At 70.0% G+C, this 22962-nt stretch carries 22 protein-coding genes; 4 read left to right on the top strand and 18 right to left on the bottom strand.

From position 1 onward, the window contains the following. Positions 1 to 40: 40 nt before the first annotated feature. A complete protein-coding gene (locus J2P76_RS17755) occupies positions 41 to 2467 on the bottom strand; it encodes a mechanosensitive ion channel domain-containing protein (RefSeq protein WP_207408988.1) in 2427 nt (808 codons plus the stop codon). Between the two features lie 260 nt (positions 2468 to 2727). Further along, positions 2728 to 3456 carry a TerC family protein gene (locus J2P76_RS17750; RefSeq protein WP_207408987.1) on the bottom strand — a complete coding sequence of 243 codons (729 nt, stop codon included), beginning with the start codon at positions 3454 to 3456 and terminating at the stop codon, positions 2728 to 2730. A gap of 347 nt (positions 3457 to 3803) precedes the next feature. Here J2P76_RS17750 and J2P76_RS17745 point away from each other — a divergent pair, with 347 nt between their 5' ends. The 3 genes from J2P76_RS17745 to J2P76_RS17735 are packed head-to-tail and all read left to right on the top strand — an operon-like array spanning position 3804 to position 6458. Beyond that, positions 3804 to 4949 (top strand): DUF3182 family protein, encoded by a 1146-nt coding sequence (locus tag J2P76_RS17745; RefSeq protein ID WP_207408986.1) that lies wholly within the window; start codon positions 3804 to 3806, stop codon positions 4947 to 4949. Next, entirely contained in the window at positions 4936 to 5694 is a 759-nt protein-coding gene (locus tag J2P76_RS17740; protein WP_207408985.1) for an alpha/beta hydrolase family protein, read from the top strand. Before J2P76_RS17745 ends, J2P76_RS17740 begins: the two co-directional genes overlap by 14 nt. Positions 5695 to 5750: 56 nt before the next feature. Beyond that, positions 5751 to 6458 carry a nicotinamide-nucleotide amidohydrolase family protein gene (locus J2P76_RS17735; RefSeq protein WP_207408984.1) on the top strand — a complete coding sequence of 236 codons (708 nt, stop codon included), beginning with the start codon at positions 5751 to 5753 and terminating at the stop codon, positions 6456 to 6458. Here J2P76_RS17735 and J2P76_RS17730 read toward each other — a convergent pair. Continuing rightward, the gene (locus J2P76_RS17730) at positions 6455 to 7027 is read right to left on the bottom strand and encodes a type 1 glutamine amidotransferase domain-containing protein (RefSeq protein WP_207408983.1); all 573 of its coding nucleotides are present in this window, start codon (positions 7025 to 7027) and stop codon (positions 6455 to 6457) included. The two genes, J2P76_RS17735 and J2P76_RS17730, sit on opposite strands and share 4 nt — an antisense overlap. Positions 7028 to 7109: 82 nt before the next feature. On the opposite strand from J2P76_RS17730, the gene J2P76_RS17725 reads away from it, so the two are divergent. After that, a complete protein-coding gene (locus tag J2P76_RS17725) occupies positions 7110 to 8102 on the top strand; it encodes a DNA topoisomerase IB (protein ID WP_347565331.1) in 993 nt (330 codons plus the stop codon). Positions 8103 to 8111: 9 nt separating this feature from the next. Here the strand turns inward: J2P76_RS17725 and J2P76_RS17720 are convergent, their stop codons facing one another. From J2P76_RS17720 to J2P76_RS17650, 15 genes are all read right to left on the bottom strand, one after another. Further along, the gene (locus J2P76_RS17720; RefSeq protein ID WP_207408981.1) at positions 8112 to 8387 is read right to left on the bottom strand and encodes a hypothetical protein; all 276 of its coding nucleotides are present in this window, start codon (positions 8385 to 8387) and stop codon (positions 8112 to 8114) included. A gap of 36 nt (positions 8388 to 8423) precedes the next feature. Then, positions 8424 to 9011 carry a hypothetical protein gene (locus J2P76_RS17715; protein WP_207408980.1) on the bottom strand — a complete coding sequence of 196 codons (588 nt, stop codon included), beginning with the start codon at positions 9009 to 9011 and terminating at the stop codon, positions 8424 to 8426. After that, positions 9011 to 9889, bottom strand: a complete 879-nt coding sequence (locus tag J2P76_RS17710) for a glycosyltransferase family 2 protein (protein ID WP_207408979.1) — start codon at positions 9887 to 9889, stop codon at positions 9011 to 9013. Before J2P76_RS17710 ends, J2P76_RS17715 begins: the two co-directional genes overlap by 1 nt. Beyond that, complete coding sequence (locus tag J2P76_RS17705; RefSeq protein ID WP_207408978.1) at positions 9886 to 10584, bottom strand: PIG-L family deacetylase; 699 nt, start codon at positions 10582 to 10584, stop codon at positions 9886 to 9888. The genes J2P76_RS17710 and J2P76_RS17705 overlap by 4 nt, the downstream gene beginning before the upstream one ends. A 16-nt stretch (positions 10585 to 10600) precedes the next feature. After that, a complete protein-coding gene (locus J2P76_RS17700; RefSeq protein ID WP_207408977.1) occupies positions 10601 to 11596 on the bottom strand; it encodes a UDP-glucuronic acid decarboxylase family protein in 996 nt (331 codons plus the stop codon). Then, complete coding sequence (locus J2P76_RS17695) at positions 11593 to 12570, bottom strand: glycosyltransferase (protein ID WP_207408976.1); 978 nt, start codon at positions 12568 to 12570, stop codon at positions 11593 to 11595. Before J2P76_RS17695 ends, J2P76_RS17700 begins: the two co-directional genes overlap by 4 nt. Beyond that, positions 12567 to 13625 (bottom strand): glycosyltransferase family 9 protein, encoded by a 1059-nt coding sequence (locus J2P76_RS17690; RefSeq protein WP_207408975.1) that lies wholly within the window; start codon positions 13623 to 13625, stop codon positions 12567 to 12569. Before J2P76_RS17690 ends, J2P76_RS17695 begins: the two co-directional genes overlap by 4 nt. Next, a complete protein-coding gene (locus J2P76_RS17685; protein ID WP_207408974.1) occupies positions 13622 to 14611 on the bottom strand; it encodes a glycosyltransferase family 2 protein in 990 nt (329 codons plus the stop codon). The genes J2P76_RS17690 and J2P76_RS17685 overlap by 4 nt, the downstream gene beginning before the upstream one ends. Then, complete coding sequence (locus tag J2P76_RS17680; RefSeq protein ID WP_207408973.1) at positions 14608 to 16344, bottom strand: carbamoyltransferase family protein; 1737 nt, start codon at positions 16342 to 16344, stop codon at positions 14608 to 14610. The genes J2P76_RS17685 and J2P76_RS17680 overlap by 4 nt, the downstream gene beginning before the upstream one ends. Positions 16345 to 16374: 30 nt before the next feature. Continuing rightward, the gene (locus tag J2P76_RS17675; protein WP_207408972.1) at positions 16375 to 17481 is read right to left on the bottom strand and encodes a glycosyltransferase family 9 protein; all 1107 of its coding nucleotides are present in this window, start codon (positions 17479 to 17481) and stop codon (positions 16375 to 16377) included. After that, the gene (locus J2P76_RS17670; protein WP_207408971.1) at positions 17478 to 18065 is read right to left on the bottom strand and encodes a D-glycero-alpha-D-manno-heptose-1,7-bisphosphate 7-phosphatase; all 588 of its coding nucleotides are present in this window, start codon (positions 18063 to 18065) and stop codon (positions 17478 to 17480) included. The genes J2P76_RS17675 and J2P76_RS17670 overlap by 4 nt, the downstream gene beginning before the upstream one ends. After that, on the bottom strand, positions 18056 to 18790 hold the full coding sequence (locus J2P76_RS17665) for an SDR family oxidoreductase (RefSeq protein WP_431603409.1): 735 nt from the start codon (positions 18788 to 18790) through the stop codon (positions 18056 to 18058). The genes J2P76_RS17670 and J2P76_RS17665 overlap by 10 nt, the downstream gene beginning before the upstream one ends. A 68-nt stretch (positions 18791 to 18858) precedes the next feature. Beyond that, positions 18859 to 19287 (bottom strand): PRC-barrel domain-containing protein, encoded by a 429-nt coding sequence (locus tag J2P76_RS17660; RefSeq protein ID WP_207408969.1) that lies wholly within the window; start codon positions 19285 to 19287, stop codon positions 18859 to 18861. A gap of 35 nt (positions 19288 to 19322) precedes the next feature. Continuing rightward, the gene (locus tag J2P76_RS17655) at positions 19323 to 20051 is read right to left on the bottom strand and encodes a BON domain-containing protein (RefSeq protein WP_207408968.1); all 729 of its coding nucleotides are present in this window, start codon (positions 20049 to 20051) and stop codon (positions 19323 to 19325) included. A gap of 165 nt (positions 20052 to 20216) precedes the next feature. After that, positions 20217 to 22919 carry an ATP-binding cassette domain-containing protein gene (locus J2P76_RS17650; RefSeq protein WP_207408967.1) on the bottom strand — a complete coding sequence of 901 codons (2703 nt, stop codon included), beginning with the start codon at positions 22917 to 22919 and terminating at the stop codon, positions 20217 to 20219. Positions 22920 to 22962: the final 43 nt, after the last annotated feature.

Here is a 22962-nt window from a genome sequence, read left to right as displayed (position 1 = left end):
GCGTGATGGAAGGTTGTCGGACTATAGCGGATGGCGCGGCTCAGGTTGCGGGCCGCGGCGCGTCGGGCGCGTCGGCGTCCTCTGCCACCCGGTCGAGCTCGTTGCCCAGCACATCTTCGCCCGCCGTGCCCTGTTCTTTGGACAGGCGGCGGCGCATCTGCCCGGCGGCCCGCGCATTGCCGTGCTCGTCGGGACGGTCGGTCTGCATGAACAGGTTGGCCGGCGGCGCGTAGCCGTTCTTGTCCTGGCCGAAATAGACCACGGTGTGCGGGTACGGAAGCTCGATGCCGGCGGCGTTGAAGTGCTTCTTGACCAGGCGGTTGTAGCCGCGCTGCACGGCCCACTGCATGCCCGGCGTGGTCTTGATCAGCACGCGGATGGTCACGCCCTTGTCGCTGAGCGCGGTAACGCCCGGAATGCTGATTTCTTCCAGCACCTCGGGCGCCAGCAGCTCGTCCTGCATCAGCTCTTCATAAGCGTGGCGCAGGTGCTGTATGGCGTCGTCGACGCTCTCGCGGTGAGCGATGGTGTATTCGCCCAGGTGGTACGAGAAGTCGCGCATGTGGTTGGACACCACATCCACCGACGAGAACGGGATCAGGTGATAGCCGCCGTCGAGCGTGCGTATCCCGACCGAGCGGATGGTGATTTTTTCCACGGTGCCGAAAATGCCGGCCACCTGCACCACGTCGTTCTGGTTCATGCCGTTTTCCAGCTGGATGAACACGCCCGTGATGATGTCCTGCACCAGCTTCTGCGAGCCGAAGCCGATGGCCAGGCCCACCACCCCCGCCCCGGCGATCAGCGGCGCGATGTCCACGCCGATCTGCGACAGCACCACCAGCACCGTCAGCGTGACGATGACGATCAGCGCGGCGTTGCGGAACAGCGCCAGCAGGGTGCGTTCGCGCGCGGTGGGCATGCCGTTGCCTTCGCTGAGGCTGAGGCGGTGCTCGATGATGCTGGCGATCACTGTCCAGGCCACCGCGGCGATCAGCAGGATGATGGCCACGTTGACCACCATGCGCACCGCGGCCGCGCCGGCGTCCGACACGATCCAGCTGGACAGGTCGAAGACCCGCCAGGCGTCCAGCACGAACAGGGCGACCACGATGCGGATCAGCACGCCCAGGCCGCGCAGCGCCGCCGGCACGTAGGCATTGATCCGGGCTTCGAGCATGGGCAGCTTGCGGCGCACGTCTTCGGGCAGCCTGATGCGGCGCGCCAGCACGCCGGCCATTGCCGCGATCAGCAGCGCGCCCACGCCCAGCGCCACCAGCGACTGGACCGTGGCCTCGACCATGAAAGGCAGCGCCCTTTCGGTGTCTACCTGGCTGACCACCAGCAGCACCGTGAAATAGCCCAGCGCCAGCACGTGCCAGGTGCGGGCCAGCAGGCGGAACCAGGTGCCGAAGTACGACGACGCGCTCGCGGCGCGCTGTTCCAGCCGCTGGCGCAGCACCACGCGGTTGCGCCAGATGATGCGCACCGCGTAGACATAGGCCACCACCATGATGACCAGGCCCAGCAGTTCGCCGATGGACGGCGACAGCAGCGACTTGGCCAGCGGCTCGGCCAGCAGCAGGCCGTAGCCGACGACAGCCGCCACCCGCCCCAGATGGCTGTTCCAGTAATGCGCCACGTCGTCGGCCATGGTGAACAGGCGCAGCATGGGATAACGCGTGGCGAATACCCCGCGGATCAGCGCCTTGGCGATTTCCACGGCGACGAAAGCATTGACGAACAGCGACTGCGCGGTGCTGATGACGCCACGCTGCCCCGATCCGTACAGCCCCACCAGGTAGCCGGCCAGGCCCGCCAGCAGCACGATGGCGACATCGATGGCCAGGGCTCCCAGCATGGCGGCGGCGCGCCGCAGCATGGCTGCCGTGGCGGCGCCGTGCCGCGCCGCCGTGCCGGCGGCTGGCGGCGGATTGGCCACCCAGCGGTCGATGCGCGCATAGGCGCGCGACGCCAGGGCACGCAGCAACAGGAACGCGGCGATGGTGGCCGCGGCGACCGCGGCCAGGCCCAGCAGCTCGGCGACCAGTGCGTCGCGCCGCTGCGGCGGCATGCCTGTGCCGCTGGCCAGCGCGCTCAGTTCGTCTGCGGCGCGGCCGGCATCAGTGGCCATGCCGGCCAGGAACAGCTGCGTGCTGCGCGCGATGCGGGTCGGCAATGACGGATGGGCCTCGGCTGCCTGGGCCGGCGCGGCGCCGTCATCCGGCGCGGGAGCCTGGCTGCGCAGCCGCTCGATCAGTTGCTGCCGGGTGGCGGGATCGTCGAGCAGGTCTGCCAGGCGCGCGGGCGTGAGTTCGGCGGCCGCCTCGGGCGCGGGCTGGGGCGCGGCGGCCGCGCGCGCCGCGCCGCCCAGGCACAGCGCCGCCAGCAACAGCAGCGCGCAGCACGCCTGCAAGGCCCAGGGTACGGCTGACCACGCACGCGGCAGCGCCGATTCGAGATACATGCCCAAGGGTCTGGTGTGACGTGCTTGCCGAGCCACGTGGCGGCCTCCTGAGAGACGGGCGGCCACTGGTGCGCGGGCCGCGGCAACGCGGCGCCCCGCGGGCGGGGAGCCGCTGCCATGATAAAGCCCGTTGCCGCAGTGCGACAAACCGCCCGGACCGGCTGCAACGCGCAATGAAAAACGCCGGCACGGGCCGCGCCTGCCCGCAGGCATTGCGCGGCGCCGTGCCGGCGTCAGGCGCCGTGGCGCGCGGGCCGGCTTCAGCCCTCTTGGTTGCTGGTTTCCAGCGCAGGCGCGGCAGCCTTCTTGCGCGCGGCGAACCAGCGGCCCAGGCCCACCACCAGCAGCGCGCCCAGCACCTCGGCGCCGATTTTCATCGCGCCGGACACTTCGCCCGTGCGTTCCACGATGGCCACATCGGTAACCAGCATGCCGCCCGCGATCCAGCCCAGCAGCGCCGCGCCGAAGGTAACCACCAGCGGGTAGCGGTCGATCAGCTTCAGCACCAGCGTGCTGCCCCAGATGATGATGGGCACGCTGACCACCAGGCCGAACACCACCAGGCCGATCTGATGCGACGGGTCGGCCGTTTGCGCGGCGCCGGCAATGGCGATGACGTTGTCCAGGCTCATGACGAAGTCGGCCACGATGATGGTCTTGACGGCGGCCCACACCGATGCCCCGCCCTTGATGTTGCCGTGCCCGTCGCCTTCGGGGATGAGCAGCTTCACGCCCACCCACAGCAGCAGCAGCGCGCCGACGATTTTCAGGTAGGGAATGGCCAGCAGTGTGAGCGCGAACGCGATCAGCACCACGCGCAGGCCGATGGCGCCCGCCGTCCCCCACAGGATGCCCTGCATGCGCTGCTTGGCCGGCAGGTTGCGGCAGGCCAGCGCAATGACCACAGCGTTGTCGCCGCCCAGCAGGATGTCGATAAGAATGATCTGGAACACGGCGGCCCAGCTGAGGGTCTGGAAAAACTCAAGCATGCAATCTCCGAGTGAATAAGGGACGAAAACGGTGTTTTAGCATTTCTTACAACAACCTGAATAGACCTGACAGCCAAATTACAGTTCCCCGCCCCGCACGCGGGCATGAAAACTGCGGCTGCGATGCCATGCCACCCCCCAACCGTTAAAACAAAACCCATTTAAATCAAGGAGTTGAAGATGCAGAACCAGGGATTGAAACGCCTGGCGCGGATTGCCGCCGCCTGGATCGGCGCGGCCCTGCTGCTGACCGCCCTGGCCCTGGTCATGCGCTGGCTGAATGGCTGAAAGGCTTCAGGCACGTTATGTGCGTAGCTGACGGCCGCCGATCACGACAAGGCCTGCCCATGCCGACCCTGCCCCGCAGCAACCCCGAACCACGCCCCGACCTGGTGGTGGCCTACCCCCGCCGCCTGGGCGCCTCGGCCCATGACACCGCCAGCCATCGCACACTGGCCGCCAGGCTCGCCGCCCTGCTGGGCTGCCCCTGCTCGGCCGACTATGACCCCGCGCCGGGCTCCGCCAGCCTGGCGGGGCGCCGCATCTATTACGTGCCCGCCATGACGCTGGGCAGCCCGGCCGCGGCGCGCCTGGGCATCCGCCAGGAATCAGACCTGTATGGCGGCGTGGTGCCCCACGATTTCGTCGCCAGCAAGGCCATCACGCACCCCCTGCTCGACGGCGCGCGGGCCCCGGCGCCCGCGGGCTGGTCGGCGCGCATGGGCGCGCGGCTGCAGGATGCCGTGCTGGCCGGGTACACCGTGTTCTCGGCCGAAGACGCGCTGCGCGCCGGCGCGCTGCTGCTGCGCCACGGCGCGGTGCGCGTCAAGCCGGTGCAGGCCACGGCCGGGCGCGGCCAGGCCAGGGTTTGCGACGAAGCAGAGCTGCGCGACGCGCTGCGCGCGCAAGACAAGGACGAAATGGCCCAGTTCGGGCTGGTGCTGGAAGAGCATCTTGACGATGTCACGACCTACAGCGTCGGCACAGTGCGCCTGCCCGGCATGACGGCCAGCTACGTCGGCACGCAGCAACTGACGCGCGACAACGACGGCAACGCTGTTTATGGCGGCTCGGACATCCTGTTCGTGCGCGGCGGCTTCGACGCGCTGGCCGCGCAGCACTGGCCGGCCGCGCTGCAGGCTGCCATCGACCTGGCGCGGCGCTACGACGCCGCCGTGCAGGAGTGCTACCCGGATTTCTTCGCTTCGCGCCGCAATTATGACGTGGCCGAAGGCCGGGGCCGCGCGGGCGACTGCCGGCGCGGCGTGCTGGAACAATCATGGCGGGCCGGCGGCGCCAGCATGGCGGAAGTCTGCGCGCTGGAGGCATTCAGCCGCGACGCCGGCCGTTCGAGAGTGCGCGCGCGCACCAACGAAAGCTACGGCGACGACGACGCGCGGCTGCCCGAAGCCACAATCGTGTATGACGATGACGACCCCCAGGTGGGGCGCATCAGCAAATCCGCGGGAGTCGTGCAGCATGGCGACGCATAGCCAGGCCACCTCTATTCCGGTAGAAGGGCAAGACCTGTCGGGCACGTTCCTGTCGCCCGAGACCCGCATTCCCGGCGTGCTGTTCATCCATGGCTGGGGCGGCAGCCAGCGGTTCGACCTGATGCGCGCGCGCAGCATTGCCGGGCTGGGGTGCATCTGCCTGACCTTCGACTTGCGCGGCCACGCCGCCACCGAGGCGCAGCGCTCGCGCGTCTCGCGCGGCGACAATCTGCGCGACGTGGTGGCGGCCTACGACCAATTGCTGGACCACCCGTCCATCGACAGCAGCGAGATCGCGGTGGTGGGCAGCAGCTATGGCGGCTACCTGGCGGCCATTTTGTCGACGATGCGCCCCGTGAAATGGCTGGCGCTGCATGTGCCGGCGCTGTACCGCGACGAGGAATGGGACCTGCCCAAGGGTTCGCTCAGCCGCGAAAGCCTGGCGGCGTACCGCCTGACGCGGGTAGGCCCGGACGAGAACCGCGCCCTGGCGGCCTGCGAGGCTTTTACCGGGGATGTGCTGATCGTGGAGTCCGAGCACGACACCTTCATTCCCCATTCCACCATCATGAATTACCGCTCGGCCTTCCTGCGCGCGCACTCGATGACCCACCGCATCGTCGACGGCGCCGACCACGGCCTGACCGACAAGGCGGCCCAGCAGGCCTACACGTCGATTCTGCTGAACTGGACCACCGAGATGATCGTCGGGGCCCGGGTCGGCGGCGAGCCCGTCGAGCATTAGGCCATGGTGCGGGCACGCCATTTGCGGGAACGCGGCAGGCCATGGGAGATCGCAGCATGAACGAAGTCGAGCGCGTGGCGCGTTTTATGTCGGAGCAGTCGCTGGTGCTGGTCACCGCCGAATCCTGCACGGCCGGCCTGATCGCCGCCACCCTGGCCGACGTACCCGGCGCCGGCAGCCTGCTGGACTGCGCGTTCGTGACATACGCGCCCGAAGCCAAGCTGCGCTGCCTGGGCCTGGATGCCGGCCTGCTGCAACGCTGCAATCTGACCAGCGAGCCCGTGGCCCGCGCCATGGCGCTGGGCGCCAGCCGCCGCAGCCCGGCGTCGGTGGCCATCGCCAATACCGGCGTCACCGACGACACGGACGATGGCATCGAACCCGGCACGCAGTGTTATGCGTGGCTGTTCCGGGCCGGCGCCGCCGATGCGCGCCCGGTGGTCTATACCGAAACGCAGCGCTTTTCCGGTGCGCGCAATGCCATCCGGCAGGCCAGCGCCCGTTATGCGCTGTCCCGCCTGCCCCATTACTACCAGGCCTGGCTGGCCGGCGAGCCGCCGGCCGCCAGTCCGCCAGCCAAGGAGCCCGCCATGAAACCGCAACCTCACCCCGCCGCCTCGAAAGACGACACGCCGCGCGAGATGCAGAAAAGCCATGGAGACACGCAGCGCCGCTCGAAGAAAGACGGCCACGCCACCCAGGTCGGCTCGGGCCAGGACCAGCAGAGCCAGCGCAATCGCGGCGCGGGGGCGCGGCGCGCCTAGTGCGCCTGGCCCCCGCCCGCCGCGCCGGCGGCCGCCCGGATGACCCGCAGCATCTCGCGATTGAAGGCGGGAATATCGCCGGGCTTGCGGCTGCTGACCAGCATGCCGTCGACCACGACTTCCTGGTCCACCCATGTCGCCCCGGCGTTGCGCAGGTCGTCCTGCAGCGAAGGCCAGCTGGTCAGCGTGCGCCCCTTCAGCAGGCCCGCCGAGGCCAGCAGCCATGGCCCGTGGCAAATGACGGCAACGGGTTTGTGCTGCTCCCACATGGCCCGCACGAACTCGCGCGCCTTGGGGTGCATGCGGATCTCGTCGGCGTTGACGACCCCGCCCGGCAGCAGCACGGCATCGAATTCGGCGGGCTGCGCCTCGGCAAAGGTCAGGTCGACCTCGAATGTATTGCCTTTCTGGTCGTGATGCATGCCCTGCACCGGCTCGCGCCTGGCCGAAACCAGCACCGTGCGCGCGCCCTGGTCCGCCAGCGCGTCGCGCGGCCCGGTCAGCTCGGCCTGCTCGAAGCCGTCCACCACCAGCATGGCCACGCTGATATCTTTCAAGGAGCCTTCCATAACCACCTCCGTTTCCAGATCGCTTGAACACGCCGTACGGCAGCAACCCGCGTTCCCGCTGGCGCAAGCCGGCCTGGCGTACGTGGACGATGGCCGTCCGGGCTATACGCGCAGGCGCACCCGGTCGGGCAAGTTCCGCTATCTGGATACACGCGGCAAGGCGATTGTCGATGCGCAGGTGATCGCGCGCATCGAGGCGCTGGCCATTCCGCCAGCCTATACCGAGGTGTGGATATGCCCGTCGCCCAACGGCCACCTGCAGGCCACCGGGCGCGATGCGCGCGGCCGCAAGCAGTATCGCTACCATGCGGACTGGAAGGCCGTGCGCAACGCCGGCAAGTACGACCAGCTGCTGGAATTCGCGGCCAGCCTGCCGCGCATCCGCCGCCGCGTGGCGCGCGACATGCGGCAGCAAGCCCTGTCGCAGGACAAGGTGCTGGCCGTGCTGGTGCGATTGCTGGAAATCACCCTGATCCGCATCGGCACGCGCGAGTATGCGCGCGCCAATCATTCGTATGGGCTGACCACGCTGAAGCGCCGCCACACCGCCGTGGCGGGCGACCGCCTGCGGCTGCGCTTCACCGGCAAGAGCGGCGTGGCGCACGACGTGACCGTGAACGACGCGCGGATCGCCCGCACCGTCAAGCGCTGCATGGACCTGCCCGGCCAGCAGCTGTTCCACTATCGCGACGCCGACGGCCAGGCCCGGCCGATCGATTCGGACATGGTCAATACCTACCTGAAAGCGGCCGGCGGCGGCGGGTTCACCGCCAAGCACTACCGCACCTGGGCGGGCTCGGTGATGGCTTTCTCGCTGCTGCAGGCCCGGCCGGCGGACGACGAAGCCCAAGCCGGGCGCATCCTGGCCGAGGTCGTGAAACAGGTTGCGACGCGGCTGAGCAATACGCCGGCGGTCTGCCGCCAGTGCTACATCCATCCGGCGATCCTGCAGGCCTATCGGCGCGGCGCCCTGCCCGCCCGCAAAGCGCCGGCGGCCGCGCCGCGCGGCTTGCTGGCCGATGAACGGCGCCTGTGGCATTTCCTGCGCGCCTGCCATCACGCGCCGCGCGCCTGAGGCCGCGCGCTACAGCAGGTGCGAGCGCGCGTTCTTGGCGTGCGGCCGGGGCCTGGAGCCGTCGGCCCAGTTGGATTCGTCCTGGTTGTCGCGCGCCGGCCGGCTGTCTTTGGCCGCCTCGTCGGGCGTGCCGGCGATGGGCTTGGGCGGCTGGCGCGGCACTTCGACGGTATCGCGCGGCGGCAGCATCTTGCCCTTGGCGGCGGCATCCGGCCGGTCCGTCTTGCGCCGCCCGCCGGGGCTGCCCGCCGCGGGCGGCGGCGCGGATTTCGGTGTGTTCGGCATGAGCATGCTCCTTCGGGCCGGCATCCGGCGCCCGGGTCAGGAATGAGTCGCCGGCTCGGGTTCGCGCTGGGGCGGTGTCAGCGGGTCGAAATCCTGCCAGTTGCCGTTGGCCCAGCGGCCATTCGCCCGTTCCACGTCCATGCCGCCGGCTTCACGCAGAATGGCCACGGCGCGGGCCTCCTGGTCGGGCTGGATGTGCAGCGCCAGCAGGACGCCCGCTTGCCGCACTTCCGGGTGGATATCTTCGGTCCAGGTGCCCCGGCTCAGGCGCCGCCCCTGGCCGGTGACCCACAGGGCGCCCGCCAGGGCGCCGATATAGGCCCCTACCCCGCCGGCCGCGGTCACGGCGACGGCCGACGGGTTGATCTGCCAGGCGATCACGGCGCACACCAGGGCAAACAGAATGCCCAGCGACGCGGCCCCCACCAGCGCGCCCACCGAGGCCCCGCGCGAATCGGGATCGGCCTTCCGGTCGCCGCCCAAAGGATAGCGGGCGTGCTCGCCCGCGGTGTTGACGTAGAAGGTATGCATGTCTTCGTCGCGGAACCCTGTGGCATACAGGTTGCGCGCGGCGCTCTCGGCCTGCTCGAAGGTCTGGAAGCGGGCTGCGACAATCAGGGACATCACGGCCTCCTGCTGTGGCGTTGACGTTCTTCGCAGGCCAGCAATTCGCGTACCTGGGGCGACACCACCCGCCGGCGCGCCAGCACGGCCGCCATGCCGCGCCCCACGTCGCGGGCCAGGCGCAGCCGCTCTCGGGCCGAGCGCTGCAGGCGGAATTCGCGGGCCGTGGCGTGCCAGGCCATGCCGGCCGGCAGCCGCATCCAGGCCGTCCAGACCGCATTGCGGGCCAGCAGGCGCCGCCGCAGCGGCGCATCGCGGGCCGGCGACGGCCAGTGGCGGATGCACACGGCCGGCGCGTACACAATGCGCCAGCCCTGCTCCATGACATCCAGCGCAAGCAGCTCTTCCTCGCCGCCGATCAGCAGCGGCGGCCAATAGCCGCCGGCGCCGCGGAACACTTCCGTGCGCATGACGCATGCGCCCGCCATGAAACCGAGCAGGCAGGGCCCGACCCCCGGCTGCTCGGGCAAGGGGCTTTCCTGCATGGCCGCGCAGGCATGGTCCAGCCGGCCTTCCGCGCCCACCAGGACGCGGGCGGTCAGCACGCCGATTTCCGGAGCCGCGTCCAGGATGCCCACGGCGGTTTCCAGTGCGCGCGGTTCCCAGCATGTGTCGTCATCGCAGAACGCCACGTATTCGGTCTGCGCGGCCCGCACTCCCAGGTTGCGCCCCGCCGCGCCCAGGTTGGCCGGCGCGCGCACCAGGGCCAGCCCCGGAAATTCGCGGCGCACCGCTTCGGCCGTGCCGTCGGTGCTGCCGTTGTCCACCACGATGATCGGATGCCGGCCGGGCAGCCGGGCCAGGCCGTGCAGGGTGCGCATCAATTCAGCGCGGCGATTGTGTGTCAGGACCACAATGGAAAGGCGGGCCAGTATCATTCCTGCCCCCCGCTTTCAGGCGCCAGCAGCCAGTAACGTTCCGGGGCGGCATCATCGCCCTGTCCGGGCGTGAGTCCCAGCGCGCCGAGCTGGCTGGCATAGGCGGCGACCGCGCGCGTCTTGCGATCGCCGCGGTATTGCGGCCCCGCTTCGGGGGTGGCCAGCACATGCTGCGCCCGCAGCTCGGCCAGGCGCTGCTGCAGCAGGCCGGGCTTGCGGCGGTACAAGGCTTCTTCATACGCCAGCCAGGTATTGTTCATGGCCTGCCGGAACAGCCGCCACACCGTCAGGGCCGCGTCCGACACGCGCAGGTGATCGCGGTGGAACAATCCCAGCGGCATCAGCACCACGGCCGGCTGCAAAGTGGTCAACGCCGAGGCCAGCATGCCGGTGATCCGCCCGGCCACGGTGGCGGCCCCTTGATACTGATCGTCCAGCAGCCCCAACCCGAGCCCGCGCGCGCCCAGCACCGCCATGGCCGCGCGGTTTTCTTCATGGCGCGCCAGCACGGCCTGGTCGGCGCGCGCGAACCCGCAGCGGCGGTCCCAGTCAGGCAGGGGCGCGGTGCTGGGCGGCACCCCCGAATACACCGTCAGGACAGTGCCGCCGGGACACGCGGCCAGCCAGTCGCCGCAGCTGAACACGGCATCGTCGAAATGCGGCGAGATCACCACCAGCCTGCCTTTCGGATCCATCTCATATCCTCGCCATTCACTGCGCGGCCATGGCGGCGGGCGCCGGGGCTCGCCGCGGATGCCAGCGGAAGTAGTCGATGGTGCGCGCCAGGCCGGCGGGCAGCGGCGTCGCGGGGCGCCAGCGCAATCGGTCGCGCGCCAGCGCGATATCGGGACAGCGATGCGTGGGGTCGTCGCGCGGCAGGTCGCGGAATTGCAGGGGCGCCCGGGACCCCGTCAGTTCGCGCACCAGCTGCGCCATGCGCAAGACGGTGATCTCGGCCGGGTTGCCCAGGTTGACGGGCCCGCTGAACTGCGCGGGGCTTTCCATCAGGCGCACCAGCCCTTCCACCAGGTCGTCCACGTAGCAGAATGAACGCGTCTGGCTGCCGTCGCCATACACCGTAAGCGGCCGGCCGGCCAGGGCCTGCACGATGAAGTTCGACACCACCCGGCCGTCGTCGGCGGCCATGCCCGGACCGTAGGTATTGAAGATGCGCGCGATCTTCACCACCACGCCCCGGCGATGTCCGTATTCGGTGAACAGGGTTTCGGCGCAGCGCTTGCCCTCGTCGTAGCACGAACGGGGCCCCACCGGGTTCACGTGCCCCCAATAGCCTTCGCGCTGCGGATGTTCTAGCGGGTCGCCATACACTTCGCTGGTCGATGCCTGCAGGATGCGGGCGCCGGTGCGGGCCGCCAGTTCCAGCAATTGGGCGGCGCCCTGCACGCAGGTCTGCAAGGTGGCCACCGGGTCGGCCTGGTAATGCACGGGCGACGCCGGGCAGGCCAGGTTGTAGATGCGGTCGATGCGCAGTTCGGCCGGCAGCGGCAGCGCGATATCCTGGCGCACCACGGTCAGGCCGGGATGCGCCGCCAGCCCGGCCAGGTTTTCGCTGCGCCCGGTGTGGAAATTGTCCACGCAGATCACCTCCCAGCCCTGCAGCAGCAGCTTGCGGCACAGGTGCGAACCCAGGAACCCGGCTCCGCCGGCCACCAGGGCCCGCGGCGATATCGTCGTACTGTCTTTCATGATGCCTCCGTCAACGTGGCAAATATCCGGTTCCAGTCCGCAACGAAGCGCTCGATGGCAAAGCGCCGCAGCGCCGTGCGCCGGCCCGCCTGGCCCCATTCGCGCGCCAGCGCCGGATCGTGCAGCAGCTGCCTCACGGCCTCATGCAGCCGGTGCGGCCGGGTATCGACATAGCCGTCGCGCCCGCTGGTAATGACGCAAGGCAGTTCGGTGGCGGCGAAGCCCACCACCGGCAGGCCGCACAGCATGGCCTCGACCAGCGACAGCCCCAGGCTGGCGTAGCGCACCGGACTGAAAAAGCACCGGTAGCGCGCCATGAAGGCGGCCACCTCCATATTGGACACCTCGCCCAGCCCGCCGGCCATCTCTTCCGATCCCATGCCGATCAGGTCCAGCGGCACGTGCCGCGCGGCGTCCGCATAAAGGTCGGCGCCGACACGCCGGCCGCGCCGCGCCAGGTGGTTGACCACGACAATGCCGCGCGCCAGGTCGCCCCGATACAGCGGGCCCGGGTCCACCACCCCGTGCTCGACCACTTGTTGCGGCATGCCGCCCGCATCCCACATGACGGCGTTGTACGGGGTCACGTGCACCAGCAGGCCCCGCTCGTGGCGAAATGCATGGACCGTTTCAGCGGCCAGCGGCGCCGGTGGGTTGTGCTCGATGTAGGCGCACGGCAGCCGCCGCTGCGCCTGCGACAGCAGCATCGGCGCATCGGCCAGGTTGTGGCCCGACTGGTACAACACCAGGTCGACCGGCAGGTCTTTTACCTGCCCGGCCGGCACGCCATGCACATTCGGGCCCCAGGGAATCCCGCGGCCCAGGGGGCCATAGCCCGGCCGCCCGTCGCCGCGCTGCGGCACATAGAAATCGTGCGGCGCCTGTGTCAGCGAATACAGGTAATTGCCGTGCACATGCCACACCAGGATGCGCAGCCGGCGCGCGCCGCCGGAAGCTTCAGCATGCGGCGTCATGGTTTCGCCTCCAGTTGGCGCCGCGCCAGGGCCAGCACCTCGTCCACCGATACCGCCAGCGCGCAGGGATGTCCGATCGGGCATATCGCATGGCTGCACGGGCGGCACGGCATGCTGGCGGCTATGACGGCGTGGCGGCGGCTGTCCAGCGGCGCCCAGCGGCGCACGTCGCTGCCCGACGCGATCACGACGCTGGGCGTGCGCACCGCGGCCGCCACGTGCGACATGCCGGTGTCGTTGCAGACCACCAGGCGGCACCGGCCGGCCAGCGCCGCCAGTTCACCCAGCGAGGTCCGGCCGCACAGGTTGGCCGCCCGCATGCCGCAGGCGCGCCATACGGCGGCTACCAGCGCCGCCTCGTCGTCGGTGCCGGTCAACGCCACCTGCCAGCCCTGCGCGCCCAGGGCCGCCGCCACCTGTGCGAAGCGCTCGGTGGGCCAGCGCCGCGACGGCAGGCGCGCTCCCGGGTGCATCAGCACCGTGCGCCGCGGGTCCAGGCCCTCGTGGCGCAGCAGGGCATCGGCGGCGGCCTCTTCGCGCGGCAACAGCGGCAGTTCGAGCGCGGAATCGAAGGCCGGGATGCCCAGGTAGCGCAACAGGGCCAGGTACCGCAGCGGCTCGGGCAGATGATCGGGCCAGGTCATGCGGCTGCCGGGCACGGCTTCCGGGCCGGTGGGCACGAAACCCGCCCAGCGCCGCGCGCCCAGTCCGCGCACCACTGCGTTGGAATGCCGGCCGCTGCCGTGCAATTGCAGCGCCACATCGAACCGGTGGGCGTGCGCATGGCGGTAGAACGCAGGCAACCCCTGTTCGCGCGCGGCCTGCTCGGGGAAATCGGCCGTGCCGGGAAACTCCATCAATTCATCGATGTACCGATCGAAGCGGCGCGCGAAATCGCGGGCGCCGGGCAGCCCCACCAGCGTGAGGTGGGCGGCCGGAAACGCCTGCCGCAAGGCGCGCAAGGCCGGCACCGCGCACAGCATGTCCCCCAGCTGCAAGGCGCGGAACACGGCGATGCGGGCGGGCTGGCCCTGGGAACCGGCGGCTGCGCTCATGGGAAACGGATCCCATAGCGGGCCATTCCCACCAGCCGCCACGCGATCGACAGAATGGGAATGGCGGCCGATGTCAGCGCCAGCTCGGCCACGTGAGCCGGGCGGCGCGATACGCCATCGAGCCGGCGCATGAAGAAGTACGCGGTCAGGCCCAACCAGGTAGCGGCCAGGGCGGCGCTGGCGGCCGCGTATCCCGCCAGGCCGGCCGCCACCGCGCCGGCCAGCGACAGCGCGCCCGCCAGGTAGAACCAGGGCGGTCCGGACCGGATGCGGGCCCGGTACAGCCGCGGATACTTGCGGTACAGCAGCACGTCGAACATGACTTTCTTCTGCATGCGCAGGCCCGCGGCGAACGGCGCGCCCCGCACCGGGTGCACGACAAGCGCGCGCGGGGCCCGCACGATTTCCATGCCGCGCTCCAGCATGGCGAAGAACAGATCCGAATCTTCACGCCAGGCCATCGTGTAGCGCGGATCGAAGCCGCCCACTTCTTCCAGGGCCGCGCGCCGCACAAAGCAATTGGCGGTCACGAACTCGGCCCTGGCCAGCCCCGCGGCATCGCGCTGGTAATCGGTGGGCACGGCGGGAATCGGCATTTCGATGGCGCCCGCCGCCGCCTGCACCCCCGGGCCCAACGCGCGCAAGCCCTGGGCCAGCCAATCCGGCGCGGCAACGGTATCGTCGTCGGTGAACGCAATGACGGGCCCGCGCGCGGCGCGCCAGCCCTGGTTGCGCGCGGCGGCGGGCCCGCGGGTGTGCTCGGCGGCCAGGTAGCGGATGCGCGGCCGGCCGCCACGCGGCGCGTCCAGCGCCTGCACTTGCCGCCGGGTCCGGGCGCTGGCACCGTCGTCGCATACGATGATCTCGTAGGCATCGGGCGGGAATTCCTGCGCCAGCAAGGCCCGCAGGCAGCGTTCCAGCAGCACGGGCCGGCCGCGGGTAGGCACCACCACCGACACCTGAATCGACTGCGCGGCCTCGCTCATCGCGGCTTCTCCAGCAGATAAGAACCGATGACCAGCGCATCCAGCGGCGATGTCCAGAAGCATTCGACAGCGTCCCGCGGAGAGCAGACCACCGGCTCGCCGCGCGTATTGAACGAGGTATTGACCAGCACCGGCACGCCGGTGCGGCGCTCGAAGGCCTCGAGCAGGTCATGGTAGCGTTCGTTCTGGTCGCGGCGCACCGTCTGCACCCGCGCGGTGCCGTCGATGTGCCGCACCGCCGGTATCTGCGCGGCGCGATGCGGCAGCACGTCGTAGACGAACAGCATGAACGGCGCGCACAACGGGTTTTCTCCGCGCGCGTCGAACCATTGCGCGGCGCGCTCTTCCAGCACCACCGGCGCCACCGGCCGGAAGTCCTCGCGGTCTTTCAGGCCGTTCAGGCGGGCCTGCATGCCGCTATCCAGCGGCGAGGCCAGGATCGAGCGGGCCCCCAGGGCGCGCGGCCCGAACTCCATGCGCCCCTGGAACCAGCCCAGGATCTTCTCCTGCGCCAGCAGGTCGGCCGCTTCGCCGGCCACGTCGTCCAGCTTGCGGAATGCCAGCCTGGACCGGTAAAGAAAGCGCTCGATCTCGTCGTCGCCGTATTCCGGCCCCAGGTAGGCGTGTTCCATCGTCCAGCGGCGCGGCCCGCCGCGCTGCCGGTAATCGACGTACAACGCGGCGCCCAGCGCCGTGCCGGAATCGCCCGCGGCCGGCTGCACCCATACACTGTCGAAGGGGCCGTCGCGGCTCAGGCGCGCGTTCATGACGCAATTCAGAGCCACGCCGCCCGCCATCGCCAGATGGCGCGCGCCGGTCTCGCGATGCAGCCACCCGGCCATGTGCAGGGCCGTTTCTTCCAGCACATGCTGCAATGAGCTGGCCAGGTTCTTGTGGTGCGCCTCGAACGGCGCGCCGCGCCGGCGCGGCGGCCCGAAGCGCTCTTGCAGGCGGGCCGGCTCCAGCCGGTAGCCGCCCTGCTCGTCCAGGCGCACGATATCGCGCAGCTGCCGCAGATATTCGGGCTGGCCGAACGAAGCCAGCGCCATCACCTTGTACTCGTCGGAAGAATGCAGGAACCCCAGGTAGCGGGTAATGTCTTCATACAGCAGGCCCAGCGAATGCGGCAGTTCGATCTGCTTCAGGCGGGTGTAGCGGCCATCGCTGAACAGGCCATAGCTGGTGCTGGCGCGTTCACCGCGGCCATCCAGCGTCAGCACCGCCGATTCATCGCATGGCGCCGCCAGAAAGGCGCTGGCCTCGTGGCTGAGATGGTGGTCCAGGAACATCCAGCGCGACAGGATGTGATCCAGTGTCAGGCCCTCGAAGCGCGCCTTCAGGTGGTGCGGGGCGCCGTCCAGCAGCTGGCGCGGCGCATTCAGCACATACGAGGTGAACAGCGGGTCCCAGGGCGACCCCTCGTGCGGGCGCGCCGCGGCGCGCGAGGGTTCCAGCGGCAGCACGATCTGCCCGTCGGCTTGCGGCGGCGCCGGCAGCAGCGCCGGGTCGAAAGCATAGACAATATGGTCGACCTCGCGCAGCGCGATGCCCGCGGCGCCCAGGCAGTAGTCGATGGCATGGAACGGCAATTGCCAGGTCGAGAAAGGCACCGGCCGCTTGCCGTGCTTGATGCGCGTGAAGCGCTCTTCCTCGGCCGCGGCCAGCACCGTGCCGTCGCGCACCAGTGCGGCTGAACAATCATGGAAGGCGGCGTTGATTCCCAATGTGTACATGACGGTTCCTTTCTTATCCATGCTCGCCGTTCAGGCGGCCAGCCCCGTATGTGCCGGCTGCGGCCGGCCGGCCAGCAGCTCGCGCGCCGCGGCGGCCACGCGCTGCGGCTTCACCCGCACCAGGCAGGCGTGGTGGCCTTGCGGGCATACGCTGCGATAGCAGTACTTGCACGAGACATCGTGAAACAGCACCCGGCTGGGCACCTGCCACGGTGTGTGCTGGGGGTTGGTCAGCGCGTACAGGTCCACTACCGGCACGCCCAGGGCCGCGGCGATGTGGGCCGGGCCGCTGTTGTTGCACACCAGCACGGCCGCGGCTTCGATGGTGGCCGCGAGTTCGCCCAGGGCCAGCTCGCCGCACAAGTCGATCAGGCCGGGCACGGCCTGCCGCTGCGCGGCCAGCGCGCCGTCCAGGCCGCGCTCCGCGGCCGTGCCCAGCAAGATGATGCGGCGTCCTTCATGGCGCAGCGCGGCGATCGCCTGCGCATAGTGGCCGGCCGGATAGCGCCGCGAGGCCGCGCTGGCGCCGCTGTGCACCGCGATCCAGCCGCCGGGCTCGGCCACGCCTGCCGCATGCAGCCGGTGGCGCAGGGCTTCCCGGTCGGCCGGCCGCACCCGCCACGCCAGCTGCGTGCCGGGCGCCGCGGCGCCCACGCTGGCCACCAGGTCGAGCTGCCGCTGGACTTCATGCCGCACGCCCTGTTCGGGCTCGCGCTCGCGCACCCAGTCGGTCAGCAGGCGATAGGGATTCTCGCGGCTGTGCGCCAGTATCCGGGGAATGCCCGCCAGGTGGCACAACAGCGCGGCCGGCAAGGCGCTCTGGCTGTATACGGTGAAAATGACGGCCGCGTCGAATCTTTGGTCTCGCAGCCGCTCGATCATCTCGGCATCGTGCCGGCGGTCGGTGGCGTCGTTCTTGACCCAGGGCGCGTCATAGCGCATCACGGCATCGGCATCGGGCAGGAACGGCGCCGCCGCGGCGCCGGACGAACTGGCCAGCAGCGTCAGGCGCGGCCGCCCGGCCAGCGCCTTGAGCGCGCGCATGGCGGGCGTGCTCATCAGCACATCGCCCAGATTGTCCAGGCGGATGCAGAGAATACGGCGGGCCCCGGCCCAGACGGTCTGCGCGTCGTTCATGCGGCCTCCCGGCCTTCGCCGCGCATGGCGCGCACCACGTGGTGCGCCGCGCGCCCCAGATCCGGCATGCTGGCGGTGGGCGCGCGCCAGCGGCCCGGCCGCCACTCGGTCTCGCTGCCCACGTCGAGCAGCACCGTGCGGCAGCCGGCGCGGTTGCCCGCCTCGACATCGTCCAGGATGTCGCCGATGAACCAGGAACGCGCCAGGTCGATCCCGTGTTCGCGGGCGGCCTGCAGCAGCAGCCCCGGCCGCGGCTTGCGGCAGGCGCAGGCATAGGCATAGGCCGCCACGCTGCCGCGCGGATCGTGCGGGCACCAATAGAATCCCGCCAGGCGCGCGCCGGCCGCGCCGAACATGGCGCCCAGGCGCGCCTCCACGCCGGCCAGCGCCTGGGGCGCGAAGCGGCCGCGCGCCACGCCGGGCTGGTTGCTGATCACGATCAGCGGCACACCGGCGGCGGCCAGCACACGCAGCCCCTCCCGGGCGCCGGCCGCATAAGCCATGCGCGCGGGGTCGACGTTGTACGGTTCATCGGCCAGCACCGTGCCGTCCTTGTCCAGGAATACCGCCGGGCTCAAGGCCATGAGGTTTCCTTCATGGGCAGCACCATCACCTCGGGCACCACCGTCTCGTCGGGCTGGGTCAGCACGAAACGCACGGCGCGCGCGACGTTCTCCGGATCCTGCAGGCAGCTGGTGTCGATATCGGGAAAGCGGTCCAGCAGAAAAGGCGTGCGCATGCCCCCCGCGATGACGGCGCTGACTTTCAGGCCCATGCCGCGCAATTCCGCGTGCAGCGCATGCGACAGCCCCAGCAGCCCCCATTTCGACGCGTGGTAGGCGCTGGCGTTGGGCCAGGCCCGGCGCGCGGCGGTCGAGGCGATGTTGACGATATGGCCATGGGGCGCCAGGCGGTTCCTGGCCAGCTTGGCCACCAGGAAAGGGCCCGTCAGGTTGGTGCGCAGCACGCGCTCCCAGGCAGCCACTTCCAGATCGTCGATCGACGCGGTGACGTCGATGCCGGCGTTATTGACCACGGCATCCAGCTTGCCGTGGCGCTGTATGGCCAGGTCCAGGGCGGCGGCCACCTGCGCCGGGTCGCCCACGTCCATTACGGTGGCGCAGGCCGCCGCGCCGTGCTCGGCCAGGCGGCGCGCGCACTGGTGGGCGCGCGTTTCGTCCAGGTCCGCCACCACCACACTGGCGCCTTCGGCGGCCAGCATGTCGCAGATCGCGGCGCCCAGCCCGCTGCCGCCGCCTGTCACCAGGACAACGCGTCCCGCCAGGGTTTCGTTTTCCCTCATGCTCATCTCTCCGTCTTGACGTGCGTAAGGCCGGGCGGCGCGCCTGCGCTGCCCGGACCGGACCAGGCGCTGCCCTACCAATACGGAGGCTGGTCGTAATACTCGTACAGTTCCTGGGCCCACTGCTTCTCGCCCATGCTGGGCCAGTGGTCCTTGTCGAAGCCGGTGGCGTTCTTCAGGCGGTCTTTGGCGATATCCAGGACGAAGCACTTGCGGTCGGTATCGAGCACCAGCGCGCTCCATGGGATCGCGTACAGCTTGTCGCCCACGCCCAGCACGCCGCCGTGCGACAGCACGGCGTAGGCGATGCGCCCATGCGGCACGTCCAGCATGATGTCCTGGATGGAGCCCAGCTTTTCATTGGCCGGGTTGTAGACGTCGTTGCCGACCAGCGTGTCGGCCGCCATGATCTCGGGGCCGGGGCCGTCGGCGGTGGCCCTGCCCTTGCCGATAATGCGGGTCTGGCCGTCGGCGGCGGCCTGGCCTGTCGTGTCATTGGTCATAATCGATCTCCGTTGAAGTGGGATGGCGCAGCTTGTCATTCCATCCGCGTCATGCCGGGATGGGCAATGCCGCCCACCCGGATATGGTTCTGGATGTCGTTCACACCCAGGCAGTCGTCGGCACAGTCTTCGATGGCGTGCTTGGTGGCGCGATTGGGCACGGTGCCTTCCAGCGTGACCGTGCCGTCGCTGACTTCCACCGATACATCGCTGACGTCCAGGCCGCTGTGGCTCAGGCGCTCGCACAGGTCTTCGCGCACGCGTTCGTCAGAACGCACATAGCCTTTCGGCGTGATGCGCTGCGACCTTGCCAGGGCCGGATCCCGCCAGCCGTAGCGGCGCTCGGCGCCGCCCCACCTGGCCGGTTCTTCCAGGTCGTCATATGCCTCGTCGCCATAGCGCAGCTGCTGGCGTTGCCAGCGCGGGTCTTCGCCATGGAAGCCGCCGTAGCTGCTCTGGCCCGGATCGGCGCTGCGGCTGCGCAGTCCCTCGAACGGGCCCGCTTCCCGGGTGCCCGGATAGCGGCCGCCCTGCTCGTATTGCGGGCCATGGAAATTGGGATCGCCGCCGCCCGTCGGCTCGGCGGGCCGTTCGCCGTAGCGCCGCCCGTAGGCCGGCTCTTCGCCGCCCCAGCGGCCGCTTTGCCGGGTGTGGTGTTCACGGGGATAGCGTTCTCCCTCGTCCTGTTCCTCGCCCCACCCGGCCGGCCGGCGGTCGAAGTCCCGGCCGTAATGGCGCGGCGGGGGCCGGTTTGAATAATGCATGGCTGGTCTCCTGCAGATGTCACGGCGGGCTCCGGAGAATCCGGGCCGCCGCCCGGCAAAGACTGAGCAAGCGGTGTGCCACGGCGGCCGCGCCCGACAGCCGCCGGGCGCGGCGGCACTTCTTACACCCCGCAGTAAGAAATCGCGGGCCTGGCCGCGGGCCGCCTACGACGCGGCGCCGGGCCGCTTGTCCGGCCGCAGCATGGCGGCCACCGTGGCCAGCAGCTCGCGAGGATCCACCGGCTTGGCCACGTGGATCTGGAAGCCCGCCAGCAACGCCCGCAGGCGGTCCTCGGGCCCGGTATGTCCCGACAGGGCAATGGCCGGCATGCGGGCGCCCAGCGGCGCGCCGCGCTCGGCCTCCAGCGCGCGGATGCGGCCGATCAGTTCGTAGCCTTCCATATCGCCCAGCGAGATGTCGCACACCAGCAGATCGGGCCACTCGTCCAGCGCCGCCTGCTGCAGCGCCTGCAGCACCTCGGCGCCGCTGGCGCAGGTGCGCACGGCCGCGCCCCGGTCGGCCAGCACTTCGGCCACCAGGCCGCGCGCATCTTCCTGGTCGTCGACCACCATGATCGGCACGCCCGCCAGATCGATGCCGGCCACTTCGGCGGCCGAGGCAGGCAGCGCATCCACCGCGCGCAGAGGGAATTCCAGCGAATACGCCACCCCGTCGGCCGGCGTCGCGCTGGTGCGCAATACGCCGCCCAGGCGTTCGGCCTCGGCCTGCACCTGGGCCGGATCCAGGGCCGCCATGCTGCGCAGCACGTCCGGCTCGCTTGCCGCCGGCGCCTGGGCGGCGGCCTGGCCGGGCGGCGGCCGTCCGTCTGCAATGGTCAGGCGGGTCAGCGGCCCTTCGCGCGCCAGCCGCAGTTCGATGCGCCCGCCGGGCGGCGTCACCGCGACGGCATGCGCATACAGGTTCCAGACCAGCTGCTGCAGCGCGCTGGGATCGCCCGTGATGCGCGCGGCTTCGCTGGCAATCTGCGTGTACAGGTTCACGCCCTTGGCGTCCAGCAGCGGGCGCGCGCCGTCCAGCACGCCCGCCACCAGCGCCACCAGGTTCACCGGCTGCCGGCTCAGGCGGGTGGCTTCGGCTTCCAGGGCGTTCTGCTGGCGCTGCAGATTCCACATCTGGGCGTACATGCCCTGGCGGGCCAGCAGTTCACCGTGCGTGCCCTGCTCCCTGACACGGCCATGCTCCATGACCAGGATCAGGTCGGCGTCCACAATAGTCGACAGCCGGTGCGCGATCACCAGCGTGGTGCGGTCCCGCGATATGCGCGCCAGTTCTGCCTGGATGGCGCGCTCGGTGCGTGTGTCCAGCGCCGAGGTGGCCTCGTCGAACACCATGATCGGCGGGTTCTTCAGCAGAGCCCGGGCGATGGCGATGCGCTGCCGTTCGCCGCCCGACAGCTTGACGCCGCGCTCGCCCACCCGCGTATCGTAGCCGGCCGGCAGGCTGGCGATGAACTCGTCCACGCGCGCGCCGCGCGCGGCCTCGACCACCGCCGCGCGCGGCGTGCCGGGGTCGCTGTAAGCGATGTTGTAAGCAATAGTCTCGTCGAACAGCAGCGTGTCCTGCGGCACAATGCCCAGCACGCGGCGCAGGCTTTTCGGGTCGACATGGCGCAAGTCCTGCCCGTCGACCAGCACGCGGCCGGCATCCGGGTCGTAGAAGCGGAACAGCAGCCGCGCCAGGGTCGATTTGCCCGAGCCGCTGCCGCCCACCACCGCCACCGTGGCGCCCGGGGGAATGGTGAAATCCACATCCCACAGAATCTGCCGGCCCGGCTCATAGCCGAAACTGACGTTCTCGAAGCGCACCTCGCCTTCACGCGCCTGCAGGGGCGGCAGCGCGCCTTCGTCGCTGATCTCGGGCCGGATCAGCAGCAGCGCGCCGACACGCTCGGCGTTGATCAGCGCCTCTTTGGCCTGGCGGAATATCAGCCCCAGGGTGTTCAGCGGCAGGCAGATCTGGATGATGTATGCATTGACCAGCACCAGGTCGCCCACGCTCATGTCGAAATCCACCACCTGCTTGCCCGCCAGCAGCATCACGGCCGCCACGCCGAAGGCAATGATGGCGCTCTGCGTAATGTGCAGCACGGACAGCGAGCGCTGGTTGACGATGCCCACTCCCACCCACTGCTTCAGCACGCTGCTCAGGCGGTTGGATTCCAGTTCTTCGTTGGCATACAGCTTGACCGCTTCATAGTTGAGCAGGCTGTCGACCATGCGGCCGCTGGCCATGGAATCGAGGTCGTTGATCTGCCGCTGGAACGGCGCCCGCCGTTCTGTCAGCACCATGGTCATGACCGCGTAGGCCGCGAACGTGATGGCAACGATCACGGCAAACCAGATGCTGTAGCCGGCGATCAGGATGACCAGTACGGAAACGATCTCGACCAGGGTGGGCAGCAGGGTGAACAAGGCCGTGCCCAGCAGGAACCCCACGCCCGCCGTGCCGCGCTCGACGTCGCGCGCCAGCACCCCGGTCTGGCGCGAGCCGTGAAAACGCGCGCCGAGCCGCTGCAGGTGCTCGAACATGCGCACCTTGAAGTCGGCCACCGCCGCCTGCGTGACACGCACGAACACCACATCGCGCAGCTCGGTGAAAAGGCTGCCGGCAAAGCGCAGCAAGGCATAGGCCAGCAGCAGGAAGACAGGCAGGGTCAGCAGCGTGCCCTGCGCGCCCAGGGTGTCGACGATGCGCTTGAGCACCGCCGGCACCGCCACCATCAGCAGCTTGGCCAGCACCAGCAATACCACCGCGGCAGCCGTGCGCCCGCGGTGCTTCCACAGCGCCAGCAGAATGCTGCGATTGACCTCCTGGCGCGCGCGGGCCGCGCTGCTGTCTTCAGGCATGGATGGGCTCGCGGCGAAGGCGCGGCGCCTTCGCCCGATTCAG

The sequence above is a fragment of the Bordetella petrii genome (genome assembly GCF_017356245.1).
In the GTDB taxonomy this organism is placed as follows: Bacteria; Pseudomonadota; Gammaproteobacteria; order Burkholderiales; family Burkholderiaceae_B; genus Bordetella_A; species Bordetella_A petrii_D.
Note: the sequence above shows the minus strand (reverse complement) of the source record. Positions and strands in the feature narration are given on the sequence as shown.

What these genes read in the sequence shown, in the direction of transcription:
- J2P76_RS17755 (WP_207408988.1), bottom strand. Translation starts at nt 2,467, where the DNA reads ATGTATCTCGAATCGGCGCTGCCGCGTGCGTGGTCAGCCGTACCCTGG.
- J2P76_RS17750 (WP_207408987.1), bottom strand. Translation starts at nt 3,456, where the DNA reads ATGCTTGAGTTTTTCCAGACCCTCAGCTGGGCCGCCGTGTTCCAGATC.
- J2P76_RS17745 (WP_207408986.1), top strand. Translation starts at nt 3,804, where the DNA reads ATGCCGACCCTGCCCCGCAGCAACCCCGAACCACGCCCCGACCTGGTG.
- J2P76_RS17740 (WP_207408985.1), top strand. Translation starts at nt 4,936, where the DNA reads ATGGCGACGCATAGCCAGGCCACCTCTATTCCGGTAGAAGGGCAAGAC.
- J2P76_RS17735 (WP_207408984.1), top strand. Translation starts at nt 5,751, where the DNA reads ATGAACGAAGTCGAGCGCGTGGCGCGTTTTATGTCGGAGCAGTCGCTG.
- J2P76_RS17730 (WP_207408983.1), bottom strand. Translation starts at nt 7,027, where the DNA reads ATGGAAGGCTCCTTGAAAGATATCAGCGTGGCCATGCTGGTGGTGGAC.
- J2P76_RS17720 (WP_207408981.1), bottom strand. Translation starts at nt 8,387, where the DNA reads ATGCCGAACACACCGAAATCCGCGCCGCCGCCCGCGGCGGGCAGCCCC.
- J2P76_RS17715 (WP_207408980.1), bottom strand. Translation starts at nt 9,011, where the DNA reads ATGTCCCTGATTGTCGCAGCCCGCTTCCAGACCTTCGAGCAGGCCGAG.
- J2P76_RS17710 (WP_207408979.1), bottom strand. Translation starts at nt 9,889, where the DNA reads ATGATACTGGCCCGCCTTTCCATTGTGGTCCTGACACACAATCGCCGC.
- J2P76_RS17705 (WP_207408978.1), bottom strand. Translation starts at nt 10,584, where the DNA reads ATGGATCCGAAAGGCAGGCTGGTGGTGATCTCGCCGCATTTCGACGAT.
- J2P76_RS17700 (WP_207408977.1), bottom strand. Translation starts at nt 11,596, where the DNA reads ATGAAAGACAGTACGACGATATCGCCGCGGGCCCTGGTGGCCGGCGGA.
- J2P76_RS17695 (WP_207408976.1), bottom strand. Translation starts at nt 12,570, where the DNA reads ATGACGCCGCATGCTGAAGCTTCCGGCGGCGCGCGCCGGCTGCGCATC.
- J2P76_RS17690 (WP_207408975.1), bottom strand. Translation starts at nt 13,625, where the DNA reads ATGAGCGCAGCCGCCGGTTCCCAGGGCCAGCCCGCCCGCATCGCCGTG.
- J2P76_RS17685 (WP_207408974.1), bottom strand. Translation starts at nt 14,611, where the DNA reads ATGAGCGAGGCCGCGCAGTCGATTCAGGTGTCGGTGGTGGTGCCTACC.
- J2P76_RS17680 (WP_207408973.1), bottom strand. Translation starts at nt 16,344, where the DNA reads ATGTACACATTGGGAATCAACGCCGCCTTCCATGATTGTTCAGCCGCA.
- J2P76_RS17675 (WP_207408972.1), bottom strand. Translation starts at nt 17,481, where the DNA reads ATGAACGACGCGCAGACCGTCTGGGCCGGGGCCCGCCGTATTCTCTGC.
- J2P76_RS17670 (WP_207408971.1), bottom strand. Translation starts at nt 18,065, where the DNA reads ATGGCCTTGAGCCCGGCGGTATTCCTGGACAAGGACGGCACGGTGCTG.
- J2P76_RS17665 (WP_431603409.1), bottom strand. Translation starts at nt 18,790, where the DNA reads ATGAGCATGAGGGAAAACGAAACCCTGGCGGGACGCGTTGTCCTGGTG.
- J2P76_RS17660 (WP_207408969.1), bottom strand. Translation starts at nt 19,287, where the DNA reads ATGACCAATGACACGACAGGCCAGGCCGCCGCCGACGGCCAGACCCGC.
- J2P76_RS17655 (WP_207408968.1), bottom strand. Translation starts at nt 20,051, where the DNA reads ATGCATTATTCAAACCGGCCCCCGCCGCGCCATTACGGCCGGGACTTC.
- J2P76_RS17650 (WP_207408967.1), bottom strand. Translation starts at nt 22,919, where the DNA reads ATGCCTGAAGACAGCAGCGCGGCCCGCGCGCGCCAGGAGGTCAATCGC.